We start from the raw sequence: 16,259 nt of genomic DNA, 5'->3' as shown, positions 1-16,259 counted from the left end.
TGGTATAAGGGAAAAGAAGGTTGATTTTTCGAGTTTTGGGCGTAGAAATGTTGGTTTTTATGAATGAAATAAAAATCAGAAAAGAGTGATCTATGGGAACGGATCTGATAAAATAAAAACCAATAACGAATGTATTATTGGGGTGTCGATCGATGAAGGGCAGAACGACTAACGAACAGTTTTACATGCAATTGACGGAAATGGTTCAAACGCTGCGAAATGAGATTATCGAAGGCAAGTACCCGATCGGCGAATATTTGCCATCCGAGAAAGCGTTGGCTTCCAGATTCGCGCTCGGCAATATTTCGGTGCGCAAAGGCTTGGAATTTCTTGTGGAGGACGGGCTGATCGAGAAAATTCCGAGAGTCGGAAACCGCGTGAAGTCCAACCACTCCCGACGGGTTACGATCAAGTTCGCCTGCACGTCTACGATGAGGCGGAATACAGATCTCGGAAGGCTGCTGGACGACTTCCATCGACTGTATCCGTGGATAACGGTAGAGACGCAGGAAGATACGACCCCGCTCCGAAGAGGCTATGAAATGGATGCCGACGTGTTCATTTTAGGGGAATTGCAATTTAAGGAGCTGGTCGAAAACGGGCTGGTTCATCGTTTGAAGCCGCTTCCTTCACATGAGGATATGCAGCCGTTTTTAACGAAGCATTTTATGTACCAGGATCGGACGTATATGCATCCTGTCATCTTCTCTCCCGTCGTCCTGCTGTACAACAAAGCGCATTTCCGCGAGCTCGGGCTGCCCGTTCCGGACGGAAGCTGGACATGGGACGACCTGATTCGCCACGGGGAGCTATTGTCGGAGGTAGAAGGCCGGTACGGATTTTGCTTCCACGTTCCCGATCAGAACCGGTGGCCGGTCTTCCTGCTGCAGAGCGGGGAATCGTTCGAATGGGATGGGCCGCGGCTAAAAACGATCAAAGAATCGGGCCTGCTTGACAGCATCAAGCTGCTTAAACGAATACTGCTTAACCGCAAGCTGTTTCCGGTATATTTTTCGGATGGAAATCAGGATATCGGCAAATCGTTCATCGACGGCAAGCTTTCCATGATCATGAACAGCTATATGGGCTTGAACGAGCTGAAAAACTCGAAGGTGGAGTACGATATCGCTCCTCTCCCGTTCATTCGGGAACCGCGGTCGCTGGTCATTTCCTTGGGCGTCGGGATCAGCTCGACCACCTCGCGCCAGGAGGAGTCAGCCTTATTCGTCGAATATTTGACCTCCCGTCAGGCACAAGGCTTGATCCAGAACTATACGACGAGCATTCCGAGCCTGCGCTCGATGCCGGAGATCGATGCCGCGGAGGATGCCGTTCGACGGCCGGGACGTTACGGTCTGTACCGCGAAATCATGTTCTCCTACTGCTCGCACGGCGATTTGAATTTGCCTTTCGAGGCGTTCGCCAAGCTGTTCAATGAAATGAAAAAGTATTGGGCCGGGATGATGGGCGAGGACGAACTATGCGATCAGATCGCTCTCGCGTTATCTGAAGGATGAGTCGATCCGACTTGTCCCGAAACAAATGAAAGCGCAATCAATGTTTATATGTATATGGAGACGGAGGCTTGGAGCTTATGAAAAAAGGGTTGCTTTATTTGACGGCGTCAATCGGGATGGCAGGATTGTTGGCCGGCTGTTCCTCGGGTTCCACGAATTCAACGGGTTCTTCGGACGCCAAAGCGCCGGCGGAAACGGCGCCTGCCGGTCCGATCGAGATCAACCTGGTGACGCCTGACGCTACCGTTACCAAAGAATTTCTGGAGGAATTGAGCAAGAAATTTCCGAATTACACGATCAAGCATATCGATCAGAGCGCCAAAGGAAGCACGATCGAGGATTTGCTCACGGTCGGCACGCCGATCGATATCGTAGGCAGAGCGGGAACAGGCTTCGAGAACGATGTGATCAAGACGAAGCTGGAATTCGATATGACCGCCTTGATCAAGGAAAATAAAATCAATTTGGCGGAATATGAACCGCAGCTGATCAACTATATCCAATCGATTTCGAACGGAGGCATGTACGGCATTCCCGGCGGCTCCGCAATCAATCATGTGCTGTTCATGAATAAGTCCATATTCGATCAGTTCGGCGTCCCGTATTTGAAGGACGGCATGCAGTGGACCGAGGTGATGGACATTGCCGCGAAGCTGACCCGGTCCGACGGAGGAAAGCAATACTACGGTTTCACCGGCCATACCGGGGTTATGACGTCGACGAATCAGCTCGGAATTCCGCTTGTCGATAAAGCTACGAACAAACCGGCGATTAATAAGGACGAACGGTGGCGTTCCTATTTTCAGATCGTATACGGAAACCAAGTGCTGAACGATGCTTACAGCCAAAATAATCGCGCCTTCAGCGGAAGCACGTCAAGGCTGGTCGACGGCAGCACGGCCATCCTGTTGTTCAATGCCGGCATATCGCTCGTTACGAAAGAGCTGCAGGAAGAGAAGATCAACTGGGATATGGTCGCGCTGCCGTCCTTCAAGGAGGCGCCCAACACGGGCAGCCCAATGAACTCCACGATCTGGGGACTGACGAAGCAAACGCGGAATAAAAAAGCGGCGATGGAGGTGCTGCGCTTCCTCGTTTCCAGCGAAAACTTGACCAAGGTTTCGAAGAAAGGGTACCTTACGCCGATGATTACCGATGAGGTCGTCAAAAACTTCGCGGTGGAAGCGAAGCCTGCCAACAAAAACTGGAAGGCCATCGTGTACAACAAATATGCCGCATTCGGCGACAAGCATCCCGGCGACGCAGAGATTGCCGCGATCCACACCAAATACATCGAGCAAATCGTCAAAGGGACGACCGACATGAATACCGCCATGCGTCAGGGGGAAGAAGAAGCGTTGAAGGTGGTTGAGAAGTACGCCAAGCAGTAAGCGCGAGATCAAGTCGAGCGGCGGCTAGACCGTCCATAGCCATAGCCATGTCATCCTATACGGATCGCTCTTGCCTGGGCAAGGGGGTCCGTATATTTGTAGGGGTAACGTTGCAACGACTTGATTCTACTGCCGCATTCTTTTTGAAACATGCCGCCGTACAGGCACAGATAGGCCGCCGCCCACATACAATGTAACGATCCTTGAATTCGTCAGTGCGATCGTCTTAAGCTAAGCGGGAGGTGACCGGTCGGTGCCTGGTTTATTTGCAGCCGTCGCTTTATTTATCAAGCAATTGATGCTGCTCGTGTCGTATGTGAAGAACAATGCGTTTCCTCAGCCGCTAACCGAAGAGGAGGAGGAGAAGCATCTCCGACTTATGGCCGGAGGAAACCAGCATTCGCGCAATGTGCTGATTGAACATAACTTGAGGCTCGTCGCCCACATCGTCAAAAAGTTCGACAATACGGGCGAGGATCTTGAAGATTTGATTTCGATCGGAACGATCGGGTTGATCAAGGCGATCGAATCGTTTTCGCCCGACAAAGGGACCAAGCTCGCGACGTTCGCCGCGAGATGCATCGAGAACGAAATACTTATGCATTTGCGATCCTTGAAGAAAACGCGCAAGGACGTTTCCCTGCACGACCCGATCGGTACGGACAAAGAGGGCAACGAAATTACGTTGATCGACATCCTGGGCACGGAAGCCGACGACGTCGTGGACAAAGTGCAGCTGAAAATCGAGAAATCGAAAATTTACAAAAACCTGGATATTCTCGACGAACGGGAAAAAGAAGTCGTCGTAGGCCGGTTCGGCCTCGAGCATGGCGGGGAGGAGCGGACGCAGCGGGAAATCGCCAAGGAGCTCGGCATCTCGCGCTCGTACGTGTCGCGGATCGAGAAGCGGGCGCTTATGAAACTGTATCACGAGTTTTACAAGGCGAAGCGGTAGAGTCAAGCACAATCCGAGCTTCCGTTTGTGCGATTGATGCGTATTCATGCCTATAAGAAGTTGGCGGGTCTGTCGGAATTGGCAGGCCCATTTTACTATTTATCCCGGCTTCTGCGGGCTGGTCCATTGCCGATCAAGTGCCGACCGCGAAAGGCTTGCTCGCTTTTTCGAACGATAATCTTTAGTCCCGCGCTTGCCATTTCAGCCGATAGCGGCGAAACTAGGAATAGTGAAAAAAATGATAGCGATAACGGCGGAGGAGAGCGCGCACATGAAGAAAAAAGCGGTGTTTTTGGCGGAGAAGGACAATCGGCATATCGATCGGGTATTCGATGACGGCGTGCGAGAGTGGATGAAGGGGAATATCGACGTATTGCCGGAGTACATCGGCCACCACAATGCCGGGTTGCATAGATCGGAGCTGCAGGAGGCGGAAATCGCTTTTGCTACATGGGGAATTCCCCGGTTTACCGAAGAGGAGCTGCAGAACTACTTTCCGAATTTGCGGGTAGTTTTTTATGCGGCAGGCTCGGTGCAAGCTTTCGCGCGTCCGTTCATGTCCCGGGGCATTACCGTCGTAAGCGGCTGGGCGGCGAATGCGGTTCCCGTGGCGGAGTATACCGTATCCCAAATCGTATTGGCGAACAAAGGCTTCTATCGGGCGTCCAGGCTGTATAAGCAAAACTATTCGGATTCGAAGCGGACCACGGGCGTCTATCCCGGGAATTATGGGGCAAAGGTAGGCATTCTGGGAGCAGGGATGATCGGCCGCAAAGTGATCGAACGACTCCGCGAATACGAGCTGGAGCTCTTCGTATTCGATCCGTTCATGCCCGAGGAACGCGCGAAGGAAATGGGCGTTGCAAAGTCCGGGCTGCCCGAGCTGTTTTCGAGCTGCGACACGATCTCGAATCATTTGGCGAACTTGCCCGCCACGGTCGGCATGCTGAACAAGGAGCATTTCGATCGGATGCTGCCGCACGCTACCTTTATCAATACGGGACGCGGAGCGCAAGTGGTGGAGGACGATTTGATCCGTGCGCTTCGAGAGGTGCCGACCCGGACGGCGGTACTTGACGTGACGTACCCGGAACCGGTGCAACAGGACAGCGAGCTGCTGCGGCTGGACAATGTAGTCCTCACGCCGCATATTGCCGGCAGCATGGGCGGGGAGGTAGCGCGGATGGGTGTGTATATGGCGGACGAGTGCGGCCGTTACTTGAAAGGCGAGCCGCTTCTGTTCAAAGTGACTGCCGAAATGCTGGAAACGATGGCCTGACGCCATGTCGCGACGCAAGCTGACTTTATTGATCACGCTATTCATATGCTTGCTTACCGGTTTGCGTTTGGTATGGATGACCGTTCAGGCGACCCCGGACCATCCTCACGCATCGCGGGGCGTGCTCGATTTGCGCGAATGGGACTTCAAGGGCAAGCACTCCATTACGCTGGACGGCGAATGGGAGTTTTATCCGGGAATGTTCGTCCGGGACGTAGAGGAAGGGCCGCCGTCCGGGGCGCAACCGGCGTTCATTCAGGTTCCGGGCGACTGGCGGAATGCTATGCCGGGACAATCCCCCTATGGACACGGCACCTACCGGCTGCGCATTTTAGTCGACGGGAGTCTGGAGCAGCCGTACGGCTTTAGGATTCAAAAAATTTTGGCCTCGTCGGTTATATACATGAACGGGCAAAGAATGTCCAGCTTCGGCCTGCCGGCGGAAGACGAGGAGCATTACAAGCCGAGAGCGAATTCCTACATCGCCACTTATGCGGCGGATGGTCGCCGGGAAATCGAGTTGATCGTTCATGCCGCCAACTTCGACGATCCGAGGGAGGGCGGTATCGTCAACTCGATCCGTTTCGGCTCCCAGGCTGCCATCGACAGCGAATGGATGTACTCGATCGGCTTTCAGTTCATCACGATCGTCATTCTTCTGCTGCATGCCTTATATGCGGGCATCGTATTATTGATCAGCCGGAGGCAGAAAGCAATCGTCATCTTGATTGCGCTGCTTCTCTTCTCGGCCTTGTCGGTCGCGGCGGACGACGATACGCTGCTGTTGATCTGGTTCCCGCTCTCTTTTGCCTGGTCGATCAAGCTGATGATGCTCTCCTATGTGGGGATGACGTTTTTTATGCTGCTGCTCACCAAGCAGTTGTTTCCCAAATACGGCGGCGACGTGAATAAATGGCGAGGGTACTATTGGTTCGTCGCCCTGTACTCGGGCTTTCTCTTGCTCGCGCCTCACGAGTGGATACTGCTCAGCACCCAGTTGTTTTTGTTCGCGGTCGTATTCCCGGCCGTCATGATCAACCTCGTAATCGGCAAAATGCTGATCCGCCATTACAAGGATGCCTTCTTTCTGCTAATGGCCGCCGCGAGCGTCCTGTCCAGTATCGTCTGGGGAATATTGAACTACGTGGTTTCCAACGACAGGCCGTATTATCCGCTCGACACTGTGGCGGCGGTAGTCGGCTTCTCCGCATTTTGGTTCAAGCAATATTACCGCAATGCCGAGCAAAATGCCGCGCTGTCGGAGCGTCTGCGGAAGGAGGACAAGCTGAAGGACGAATTTCTGGCCAAAACGTCCCACGAGCTGCGAACGCCGCTGCACGGCATTATGAATATTGCGCAAACCGTGGCGTCGGACGAGCGGGGGACGATGAAGGAGAAAAATCGGAAAGATTTGGAGCTGCTCGTCACGATCAGCCGCCGGATGTCCTACATGCTTAACGATTTGCTCGACTTGTCGCAGCTGAAGGAGAACCGGATTCTTCTTCACACGGAGCATTTGCGCGTACAGTCCGTCGGTACCGGCGTTATCGATATGGTCGGATATTTGACCGAGGGGAAGCCGATCCGGCTCAGCATGGATATCGCCCCGTCGTTTCCCCGCGTCGTAGCCGACGAGAAAAGGCTTGTGCAAATTTTGTTCAATCTGCTCCATAATGCGATCAAATTCACGAATGAAGGTACGATAACCGTGTCCGCCAAAATCGAGGAAGGAAGGGCGGCCATCCGCGTATCGGATACGGGAATCGGGATGGACGAGGAGACGCAAGCCCGCGTGTTCCTGCCGTACGAGCAAGGAGCTCCGGGTATCGGGGCCGGCGGCGGCATCGGACTCGGCCTGAACATATGCAGGCAGCTGGTGGAGCTGCATGGAGGAACGCTGACGGTATATTCGACCCCGGGCCAAGGCTCGGTTTTCACCTTTACGCTTCCTTTGTCCGATATTCCTAATAACGCTGCGGATACGGAACTGCCCGACCCGTATTCCGTCCCCGGCGAACCGTTGGTCATTGACGCGGAGACGGTGTCGCCGTTACCGGACTCGCTGCGCGATTCGCGGGAAGCACCCGCTTCCGGCAACCCGAAAATATTGGCGGTCGACGACGATCCGGTTAATTTGAAAGTATTGAGCAATATCCTGTCCGCAGAGAGGTACGACATCACTACGGCGACTTCCGGCAAAGAAGCCGTGGCGCTGCTGGACGCCGCTCAATGGGACCTGCTCATCGCCGACGTCATGATGTCCCAAATGTCCGGGTATGAATTGACGCGAATCGTCCGGGGGCGGTTCTCGATATCCGAGCTGCCGATATTGCTGCTGACGGCGCGCAACCAGCCCGAAGACGTATATTCCGGATTTTTGTCCGGAGCGAACGACTACGTGACGAAGCCGGCTGACGCCATGGAATTGAAATACCGGGTGCGGGCATTGACCAGCCTGAAGCAGTCTGTCGGCGAACGGCTGAGGATGGAGGCGGCTTATTTGCAGGCCCAAATCCAGCCGCACTTTTTGTTCAACACGCTGAATTCGATCATGGCTCTGGGCGATATCGATACGGCCAAAATGAACGAGCTGGTCGAAGCGTTCAGCACTTATTTGCGGATCAGCTTCGATTTCTGGAACTCCGAACGGCTGGTCCCGCTCGAGCACGAGCTAACGCTGGTCCGTTCTTACCTGTACATCGAAAAGGAGCGGTTCGAGGAAAGGCTGAACGTCGTCTGGGAATTAGAGCCGAACCATGGGCTGCAGCTGCCCCCGCTCACCATACAGCCGCTGGTGGAGAATGCCGTCAAGCACGGCATACTGAGCAAATTCGAAGGAGGGACCGTGCGGATTCGTATTGCCGATGACGGCGACTATTCGACCGTGACGATCTCGGATGACGGGGCCGGCATAGAGGAGGAGCAGGTGCGCGGGTTGCTGGACGGCGAACGGCGGAGCGGCCGGGGAATCGGACTGCTCAACACGCATCGGAGACTGAAGCAGCAGTACGGCGACGGCTTGTCCGTCCATAGCGAGCCGGGCGCCGGGACTTCGATTTCATTTCGCATTCCGAAACCGAAAGCGAGGAAGGCGGCACTTAGCTGATGCTGATGTTAACGCTTTTCCAAAAGAATCGTTGATGGCGGGAATAGGGGATGTAAACCGCTCATATCCGAAGACGTCTTGCTTGTATCTCAGGCACTCTATTTTACGGAACGCAGCACCCGACCTCCGCGCCCGGCTCCTGCCAGGTGATGTTCCGATATTGCTGAACCGCTTGCGGTTCAGCTTTTTCTTTTCTACGACCGCACACTCCGCAAACAATCTGGAGGCGTTTTGGCGGGCGCGAGCAACCCGTTGTCTGTAAATAGCGGCATAGGCTTCCGCTATTGTCTCGAATTTCGTTACACTCCTGAATATAGCGGCACAAGCTTCCGTTATTTCGATCTCACGGGGTGAAAACGGGTGGTGATCCGCGTAATAGAGGAATGGTTTTCCGTTAGTTTACTGTCGACACCGCTTTTCGGATAAATAACATACGCCAGTTCCGCTATTTTGATTCGCAGTCTCGCGAGCGCCGGCAAAGGCGGCCAACCTTTATCGATCATGCGATGCATGCACACAGCATGCTCACTGCATGCACACAGCATGCACACAGCATGCACACAGCATGCTCACAGCATGCTCACTGCATGCTCACTGCATGCACACAGCATGCACACAGCATGCTCACAGCATGCTCACTGCATGCTCACTGCATGCGCAGCTGCATGCGAATTATGTAGTTATTTTTGCAAAAAAATAGGGTTGCGGTCGGAGGTTCGAATCAGGCTGGCTGTCACTCTTCCGCTTCGCTATTCCGCTTTGCTAAACGCTTCAACGGAAAAACGCTCCAAGCGAAGATGCCGAATTAAAGAATTGAAATAAAATTTCTTAAAAATTATTGCATTTCGACATTTTATTCAATATACTGACTATTAAGAAATTGTAAATCCATATAAAGGAGCATGATGAGATGAAGAGAAGCAAGTTAATTGCGGGGTCGATGCTGGCTTTGACGATGGCGATTGTCAGTGCGTGCGGAAATGGAAGCGCTACCAATGGGGGTGACGCCAAAACCGGCGGAAGCGGCGATGTCGCGAAGCCGAAGGGTGATCCTGTGAAGCTCGTGATGTACAGCTGGAGGCCGGAAGACAAAGACGGCTACGCCAAAATAATCGCGGAGTTCGAGAAGGACAATCCGGATATCAAGATCGAATTCAAGCCGTTCAAATCGACGGAGTACAACACGATCGTGACGAACGCGCTCCAATCGGGCACGGGCGTCGACATCGTGCAGCTGCGGCCTTACGACGGCGCCAAAGCGCTTGCGGATGCCAATTACTTGACCCCTGTCGACAAGGCAAAGGGCATCGAGAATATTCCGGCGGGTTATTTGGACGCGGCGCGGGGCGGGGACGGCAAAGTATACGGCATTCCTTTCATGTTGAACAACGCGGTCATTTTTTATAACAAGAAGCTGTTGGAGGATAACGGTCTGCAGGTTCCCGAAACATGGGACGAGTTCGTGAAAACGGGCGAAGCGCTGAAGGCGAAAAACATTACGCCGATCGCCCAATCCGGCAAAGCCGCCTATTTGCTGTCCATGACCCATACGGTTATCGGTGCAAGCGCTTACGGGGGCAACGACTACGTACAATCGCTGCTCAAAGGGTCCGCCACCTTCAAGGATGCCAAATTCGTCGATTCGATCAACCGGATGAAGCAGCTCGAAGCTTTCTTCCCGAAAGACTTCATCGCGATCGAGGACAAAGACGCGCAGGCGTTGTTCTATACGGGCAAGGCGGCCATGTACATAAACGGAAGCCATAGGCTGGAGACGTTCGAAGCGAACAAAGTCGCCTTCCCGATCGACTTTATCCCGGGCTTTGCGGCCAAAAAAGGCGAGCCTGCGCAAATTACGACATGGGTAGACGGCTCCTACGGCATTGCCAAAAGCTCGAAGCACCAAGAGCAAGCCGTCAAGTTTATCGAGTTTGTCGCATCGAAGAAGTTCGGCCAGCTGTTCAGCGACACGCTCACCCGGGTAAGCCCGATCAAAGGGGTCGAGCCGCAGCATCCGCTGCTCAAGAAGATGGCTGCGCTTAGCGAGAAAAACAGTACCCCCTACTTGCTGCTGACCAATTTCAGCCAAGGCACGCCGACGACGAAGACGACGTTCGAGGACTCGCTGCAGGGGATGTACATCGGCAAGCTGACAGTCGAGAAAGTGGCGGAGGATACTCAGGCTTCGGCGAACAAATGGTTCAAGCCGCAAGCCAAGTAAGCCGTCTTAACTAACGGAGGAGACTGCAGGATGGAAATTCGCGACATAGAGGTCAGGCGCCAGGCGATCCCTCTGATCAAGCCGTTCAAAACGGCGCTGCGTACCGTGTACGAGGCGGAAGCGGTTTTGGTCAGGATCGAGCTGGCCGACGGGAGAGCGGGGTGGGGGGAAGCCCCTCCCACGCTCGTCATTACCGGAGAGAGCTTGGAAAGTATCGAGGCCGCGATTGCCCGTACGTTCGCCCCGCTCTTGATCGGACAAAACGTGCTGGCCTACGAGCGGCTGCTGCAAGCCGTCCATCAATCGATCGTTGGAGCAAGCAGCGCCAAAGCGGCCGTCGATATGGCGATTTACGATTTGGTGAGCCAAATCGGCGGTTTGCCGCTGTATCGGTTTCTCGGAGGGTATCGGGACAAGCTCGAGACGGATTTTACGGTTAGCGTCAATTCGCCCGAGGAGATGGGGGAGGATGCGTCCTCCTATGCGAATGCGGGATTTACGGTGTTGAAAATAAAGGCGGGCAAAGATTCGATCGAGACGGATATCGAGAGAATCCGGGAAGTTCGCAGGCGCGTTGGGAACGACATCAAAATCCGGGTCGATGCGAATCAAGGCTGGCAGCCCAAGGAAGCAATCCGTTCGATTCGCCGGATGGAGGATATGGGGCTCGACATCGAGCTGGTGGAGCAGCCGGTAAAAGCGTTTGACATCGACGGCCTGAAACGGGTGACCGACGCGGTGGACACGCCGATCATGGCCGACGAGAGCATGTTCTCTCCGCTTCAGGCATTCGAAATTATCCGGCGCCGTGCGGCCGACATGCTGAATATCAAGCTGATGAAGTCGGGCGGCATCTATAAAGCTCAAGCGATCAACCAGATGGCCGAGGAGTTCGGCATCGCCTGCATGGTGGGCAGCATGATCGAATCCCGCGTGGCGGTCACGGCGGCGGCGCACTTTGCGGCAAGCAAAAAGAACATTACGCGTGTGGATCTCGATGCTCCGCTGATGCTGCTTCATGATACCGTCTTGGGCGGGGTCCGGTACGACGGGCCGGTTATGACGTTTCCGCAAGCGCCGGGATTGGGGATCCTCGACGTAACGCCGTATCGCATGGAGGCCGGACGATGAGCGTGCTCGCCAGGATGCAGATTTCGGTGGCGGTAGGCTGCGTGTGGACGTCGCCGGAGTCGCCAAGAGCGCTGGATGAAGCGGCTTTGCGCAATCCGGCGGACATCGGCGGCTGGCTTGGAGGGTTGACCGTTCCGGACAAGCTGAATTTATCGGACGACAATCGATTGCAAACCCAGGCGCTGTTCGGTACGGAAGTGCTCGTAACGGAAGAATGGGGCGATTGGGCGCACATTTGCATTCCCGAGCAAACGACGTCGAAAAATGGTCTTGGCTATCCCGGCTGGATTCCGAGGCGTCAGCTTGCCGAGCTGCAAGTCGGGACCGCCCGAGCGGAACGGGCGGAGGCGGAGATAACGGCAAAACGGGCAACGTTGACCGTAGGGAGGACGAAGCTTACGCTCGGCTATTTAACCCGACTCCGGGTGTCGGAAGTGACGGCCGATTCGATACGGGTGGATACGCCGCTCGGAGCGGGAGTGTTGGACCGGAATGAGGCGAGAATCAAGTCCTTCGCGAACGACGATCCGGTTCCGGTCCATGAGGGGAGAAGCATAGCGGAGCAGGCAGCCCGGTTTGACGGACTTCCGTATTTGTGGGGAGGGCTATCCTCCTTCGGCTTCGACTGCTCCGGATTCGCTTACATGATGCACAGGTCGCGAGGCATTCCGATTCCCAGGGACGCTTCCGACCAAGCGCTGGAGGGGGAGACAATCGCCCGGGAACGTCTGGAGCCCGGGGATCTGCTCTTCTTTGCAGCCGAGGAGGGAGAGGGGCGCGTTCACCACGTGGGCATTTATGCGGGGGACAATCGGATGATTCATTCCCCGGATTCCGGAAGCGTCGTGACGACGGTTCGGCTATACGAAGGGAAGCTGGCGAACGAATTTTGCCTGGCGAAGAGATATTGGGGGAGAGGAGCTGCCTATGCCGGCTAAAACAATGGAACGTGTCGAGGATGTCACCCCGGTCAAGCCGTCCGTCAAGAAAAACAAACGGTTCGCGAAGCATATGGTCCACCTGTTCTTGCTTCCGGCGTTGCTGTTTTATGTAGGATTTATGATTTATCCGATTTTCCAAGCATTGCTGAACAGCTTTTTTTCGTGGAAAGGTCTTACCAGAGACGAATTTATCGGCTTGCAAAATTTTATCCGCTTGTTTACGGAGTCTCCCTTCAAGGAGACGTTCGTCCGGGCGCTCGGACATAATGTCGTGTTTTTTATAGGCGCCATGCTGACCAAGCTCGTCGTCGCCTTCGGGCTGGCGATGCTGGTCAACAGCAAGATCCGCGGGAAAGAGCTGTTCAAGACGCTGTTTTTCGTTCCCAAGCTTCTTTCGGTCATCGTGGTCGGATTTTTGTTCAGCCTCATTCTGAATCCGAGCTACGGCGCGCTGAATTCGTTTCTCCGGATTATCGGGCTCGAGTCGATTGCCAAGCCATGGCTCGGAGATCCGGATACGGCGCTGTACACGATCATCCTCGTCAACAGCTGGTACGGCTTCGGCTTCGCCGTCTTGATCTTCCTCGTCGGCTTGCAGGCGATTTCGCCCGAAATTTACGAAGCGGCGAGAATAGACGGGGCTTCGGGTTTGACGATGACCGGCAAAATCACGATCCCTTTGGCGATGCCGTCCATCATGATCATGTCGATCTTGACGTTTATCGGCGCTTTCGAAACGTTCGAGCTCATCTTCGCGATGCAGGGCTCGTCCGGCGGACCTTATTACTCAACGGATGTGCTGGGCCTTTATTTCTACCGTTTGGCGTTCGGCTCCGTCGGGGGAGGGGAATCGATCGGTCTCGGCTCCGCGCTGGCCGTCATTTTGCTGCTCCTGATCTCCGGGGCGACCGCGATCTCGATGTTCTTCTTCAAGCGCAAGGAAGTCGAGCATTAAAACGGCAATCCGCAACTGGCTGCACCAATTCTAGCTGATCGGAGGGAACCCATGGCGCTGCGGCTGCAACAAACGGGAAAATATGTCGTATTGTCCTTTTTCGCTTTCGTCTCGATATACCCGATCTTTCTGATGATCGCTTCTTCCTTTAAAACGAAGCAGGAAATTACTACGCATCCGTTAGGGCTGCCAAGCCGTTTTTCGTTGGAAAACTACATATCGGTTTGGCAAAAGGTCCATTTTGCCGATTATTTTGTAAATAGCTTGACGATCAGTGCGGTGTCCGTGCTGCTCATCTTGCTCGTATCGTCGATGGCGGCGTTTTATGTCGCCCGATATTCGTTCCGCTGGAACGGGTTTCTGCTGTTTTTCTTCATGCTCGGGCTCATGCTTCCGATGAAGCTGGCGATCTCGCCGCTGTATATGATGATGCTGAAGCTGAAGCTGCTGGATACGCACGCCTCTTTGATCATCGTTTATGTGGCGGGCCATATCTCGTTTGCCGTATTCGTATTTTACGGGTTTTTCCGGACGCTGCCGAAGGATCTGGATCAGAGCGCGAGGATCGACGGCTGCAACGATTTCCAGGTGTATTACAAAATCGTGCTGCCCTTGATGAGGCCGGCGATAGCCACGGTGAGCATCGTCGATCTGATCGGCATTTGGAACGACTTTTTCTACCCGCTCATCTTCATTAAAAGCACCGAGCTGGGCACGATTCCGCTCGGCATGCTGACCTTGTTCGGCGAATACGACACGGATTGGAACTTGCTGTTCTGCGGGTTGACGCTGTCCTCGCTGCCGATGATACTGGCGTTCCTGTTCGCTTCCAGACAGTTTATCGAAGGCATGACGACGGGGGCGGTCAAATGACGAGGAAATGGATTACGTTGGATCTCGACGGCACTCTGATGCAGAATCCGTTCGGAAAATGGGTGCTGCCCGAGATCGAGGAGCTTGTCTCGAACCGACTGAAGCGAGAAGTCCGGGCACGGGAAGCCTTGATGCGCGAGCATGAAGAGCGCATGCGGCAAAACCGCACCGTAGATGCGTACGACTGGGATGACATGGTGCGGCAGCTGCTGAGGGAGCACCTGATCGAGCTTGAAATCGACGTGGAGCGGCTTGTGCTGAAGCATGCCGCGGCTCCCAAAATTTATTTGCTGGAGCAGACGGTCATCCCCGTCTTGGAGCGATTGAAGCGGAGCGGCTATTCGCTCGCGACCGTTACGAACGGATTTTACAAATACCAGTACCCGGTCATGGAGCAGTTGGGTTTAAGCGGCTTGTTCGATGCGATTATTACTCCCGAAATAATGGGCTGCGGTAAACCGGACGTCCGTATATTGCGCAGTCTTTTGGAAAGCGGGCAGCTGGTAGCCCACGTGGGCGACAGATTGGACCACGACGTATACTTGGCCAATGAAGCGGGTGCCGCCTCCGTTTGGATTTATCGCGATTTGCCCGAGGAGATGCGGGAATTGCAGCCGGAGAAACGTTCGGCAAGCGCCCATTTTGCACATGTATGCGAACAAAAGCTGAAGGAGGAACATCCGCGGGTCGATACGGTGCCGTACTCCCCCGCCTATATACCGACTCATATTCTGTTTCAAATCGCGGAGCTGCCGGAAATGATCGAACGACTCGAAGGGAGGACGTCGCATGGCGAAGGCGAAGGCTGAACTATCGGTTACGGAGCGGAGAAACGAGAAGTCGCGGCATCTGGATAAAATGTCCGTACGGGAGATCGTCGGGCTGATGAATGAGGAGGACCGGACGGTCGCGAATTCGGTGCAGGCCGCTCTTCCTCAAATATCCGCTGCGATCGAAGCGGTAGCGCAAGCCGTCAAGCAAGGGGGGAGCATCTATTATGTCGGTGCGGGAACAAGCGGCAGATTGGGCGTGCTGGACGCTTCGGAGTGCCCTCCTACGTTCGGCGCCGACCCCGGACTCGTCGTAGGCTTGATCGCCGGCGGAGAAAAGGCCGTAACCCGGTCCATCGAAAATGCGGAGGACGATCACGAGGCGGGAAAACGGGAAGTGGCTGCGCAAGTAACGGACAAAGACGTCGTAGTCGGCATTGCGGCCAGCGGCTCGACGCGTTACGTCATCGGCGCGCTCCGGGAGGCGGGAAGGATCGGCGCTTTGACGGTTGCCCTCAGCTGCAATATCGGTTCGCCGATCAGCGCCGAAGCCCGCTACCCGATCGAGGTTCCCGTCGGTCCCGAAGTGATCGCCGGCTCTACCCGGCTCAAGGCGGGAACCGCGACTAAAATGGTGCTGAATATGATTTCGACTGTCGTCATGGTCCGGCTTGGCAAAGTGTACGGGAATTTGATGGTCAACGTACAAGCAACCAATGCCAAGCTGAAGGAGCGGGTAGTCCGGATCGTCATGGATGCCACTTCGGCGGATGAAAGGACGGCGGCGAGCGCGGCCGAACGGGCGAACGGGGATGCCAGAGCCGCTATTTTAATGGTAACGTACCAGATCGGCTACGAGGAAGCGATCCGTCGTTTGGACGAAGCGGGCGGCCACTTCGGCGATGCTTTCGCGAGCTTGGCCCGCAAGTAGCCGGTTGGCACGAAAGCGCGAATCGGTTTGGACGCCGCCATGGAGCGCCATAAGGTGCCGGGAGCCGCATATGTGAAATGTTCGGAGCGGCGAACCGGCCCCGATAACCCGATCCCCACCCCCCGATGCCGACTCGAGAGCATGGGGGGAAGTTGCGTTGAACGGCAGTTGACCCGGATTGGCGAAATC

12 protein-coding genes are annotated in these 16,259 nt (G+C 54.9%); all 12 read left to right on the top strand.

Annotated features, from left to right (window positions below; all coding sequences use genetic code 11):
* The first annotated feature begins 152 nt into the window (after positions 1–152).
* The 12 genes from FE784_RS02390 (at position 153) to murQ (ending at position 16,070) form a co-directional block, all read left to right on the top strand.
* Complete coding sequence (locus tag FE784_RS02390) at positions 153–1,517, top strand: extracellular solute-binding protein (protein WP_139600513.1); 1,365 nt, start codon at positions 153–155, stop codon at positions 1,515–1,517.
* Between the two features lie 77 nt (positions 1,518–1,594).
* A complete protein-coding gene (locus FE784_RS02385; protein ID WP_139600512.1) occupies positions 1,595–2,908 on the top strand; it encodes an ABC transporter substrate-binding protein in 1,314 nt (437 codons plus the stop codon).
* A 253-nt stretch (positions 2,909–3,161) separates the two neighbouring features.
* Positions 3,162–3,863, top strand: coding sequence for an RNA polymerase sporulation sigma factor SigK (gene sigK, locus FE784_RS02380; protein ID WP_139600511.1), 702 nt, complete (start codon positions 3,162–3,164; stop codon positions 3,861–3,863).
* Between the two features lie 271 nt (positions 3,864–4,134).
* The gene (locus tag FE784_RS02375) at positions 4,135–5,142 is read left to right on the top strand and encodes a hydroxyacid dehydrogenase (RefSeq protein WP_176705907.1); all 1,008 of its coding nucleotides are present in this window, start codon (positions 4,135–4,137) and stop codon (positions 5,140–5,142) included.
* Between the two features lie 4 nt (positions 5,143–5,146).
* On the top strand, positions 5,147–8,248 hold the full coding sequence (locus FE784_RS02370) for a hybrid sensor histidine kinase/response regulator (RefSeq protein ID WP_139600509.1): 3,102 nt from the start codon (positions 5,147–5,149) through the stop codon (positions 8,246–8,248).
* Positions 8,249–9,158: 910 nt separating this feature from the next.
* Positions 9,159–10,469: an ABC transporter substrate-binding protein gene (locus FE784_RS02365; RefSeq protein WP_139600508.1), complete on the top strand. Its 1,311-nt coding sequence runs from the start codon at positions 9,159–9,161 to the stop codon at positions 10,467–10,469.
* A gap of 30 nt (positions 10,470–10,499) precedes the next feature.
* Entirely contained in the window at positions 10,500–11,600 is a 1,101-nt protein-coding gene (locus tag FE784_RS02360; protein ID WP_139600507.1) for a dipeptide epimerase, read from the top strand.
* Positions 11,597–12,538: a C40 family peptidase gene (locus FE784_RS02355; RefSeq protein ID WP_139600506.1), complete on the top strand. Its 942-nt coding sequence runs from the start codon at positions 11,597–11,599 to the stop codon at positions 12,536–12,538. Before FE784_RS02360 ends, FE784_RS02355 begins: the two co-directional genes overlap by 4 nt.
* Positions 12,528–13,496, top strand: a complete 969-nt coding sequence (locus FE784_RS02350; protein WP_246131869.1) for a carbohydrate ABC transporter permease — start codon at positions 12,528–12,530, stop codon at positions 13,494–13,496. The genes FE784_RS02355 and FE784_RS02350 overlap by 11 nt, the downstream gene beginning before the upstream one ends.
* Before the next feature lie 51 nt (positions 13,497–13,547).
* A complete protein-coding gene (locus FE784_RS02345; protein ID WP_139600505.1) occupies positions 13,548–14,369 on the top strand; it encodes a carbohydrate ABC transporter permease in 822 nt (273 codons plus the stop codon).
* The gene (locus tag FE784_RS02340; RefSeq protein ID WP_139600504.1) at positions 14,366–15,178 is read left to right on the top strand and encodes an HAD family hydrolase; all 813 of its coding nucleotides are present in this window, start codon (positions 14,366–14,368) and stop codon (positions 15,176–15,178) included. The genes FE784_RS02345 and FE784_RS02340 overlap by 4 nt, the downstream gene beginning before the upstream one ends.
* Positions 15,159–16,070, top strand: coding sequence for an N-acetylmuramic acid 6-phosphate etherase (murQ, locus tag FE784_RS02335; RefSeq protein WP_139600503.1), 912 nt, complete (start codon positions 15,159–15,161; stop codon positions 16,068–16,070). The genes FE784_RS02340 and murQ overlap by 20 nt, the downstream gene beginning before the upstream one ends.
* Positions 16,071–16,259: the final 189 nt, after the last annotated feature.

The organism is Paenibacillus hemerocallicola (assembly GCF_006265175.1).
Classification (GTDB): domain Bacteria; phylum Bacillota; class Bacilli; order Paenibacillales; family NBRC-103111; genus Paenibacillus_AB; species Paenibacillus_AB hemerocallicola.
Note: the sequence above shows the minus strand (reverse complement) of the source record. Positions and strands in the feature narration are given on the sequence as shown.

Coding starts and splice junctions, on each gene's coding strand:
- FE784_RS02390 (WP_139600513.1), top strand. CDS start 153: ATGAAGGGCAGAACGACTAACGAACAGTTTTACATGCAATTGACGGAA.
- FE784_RS02385 (WP_139600512.1), top strand. CDS start 1,595: ATGAAAAAAGGGTTGCTTTATTTGACGGCGTCAATCGGGATGGCAGGA.
- FE784_RS02375 (WP_176705907.1), top strand. CDS start 4,135: ATGAAGAAAAAAGCGGTGTTTTTGGCGGAGAAGGACAATCGGCATATC.
- FE784_RS02370 (WP_139600509.1), top strand. CDS start 5,147: ATGTCGCGACGCAAGCTGACTTTATTGATCACGCTATTCATATGCTTG.
- FE784_RS02365 (WP_139600508.1), top strand. CDS start 9,159: ATGAAGAGAAGCAAGTTAATTGCGGGGTCGATGCTGGCTTTGACGATG.
- FE784_RS02360 (WP_139600507.1), top strand. CDS start 10,500: ATGGAAATTCGCGACATAGAGGTCAGGCGCCAGGCGATCCCTCTGATC.
- FE784_RS02355 (WP_139600506.1), top strand. CDS start 11,597: ATGAGCGTGCTCGCCAGGATGCAGATTTCGGTGGCGGTAGGCTGCGTG.
- FE784_RS02350 (WP_246131869.1), top strand. CDS start 12,528: ATGCCGGCTAAAACAATGGAACGTGTCGAGGATGTCACCCCGGTCAAG.
- FE784_RS02345 (WP_139600505.1), top strand. CDS start 13,548: ATGGCGCTGCGGCTGCAACAAACGGGAAAATATGTCGTATTGTCCTTT.
- FE784_RS02340 (WP_139600504.1), top strand. CDS start 14,366: ATGACGAGGAAATGGATTACGTTGGATCTCGACGGCACTCTGATGCAG.
- murQ (WP_139600503.1), top strand. CDS start 15,159: ATGGCGAAGGCGAAGGCTGAACTATCGGTTACGGAGCGGAGAAACGAG.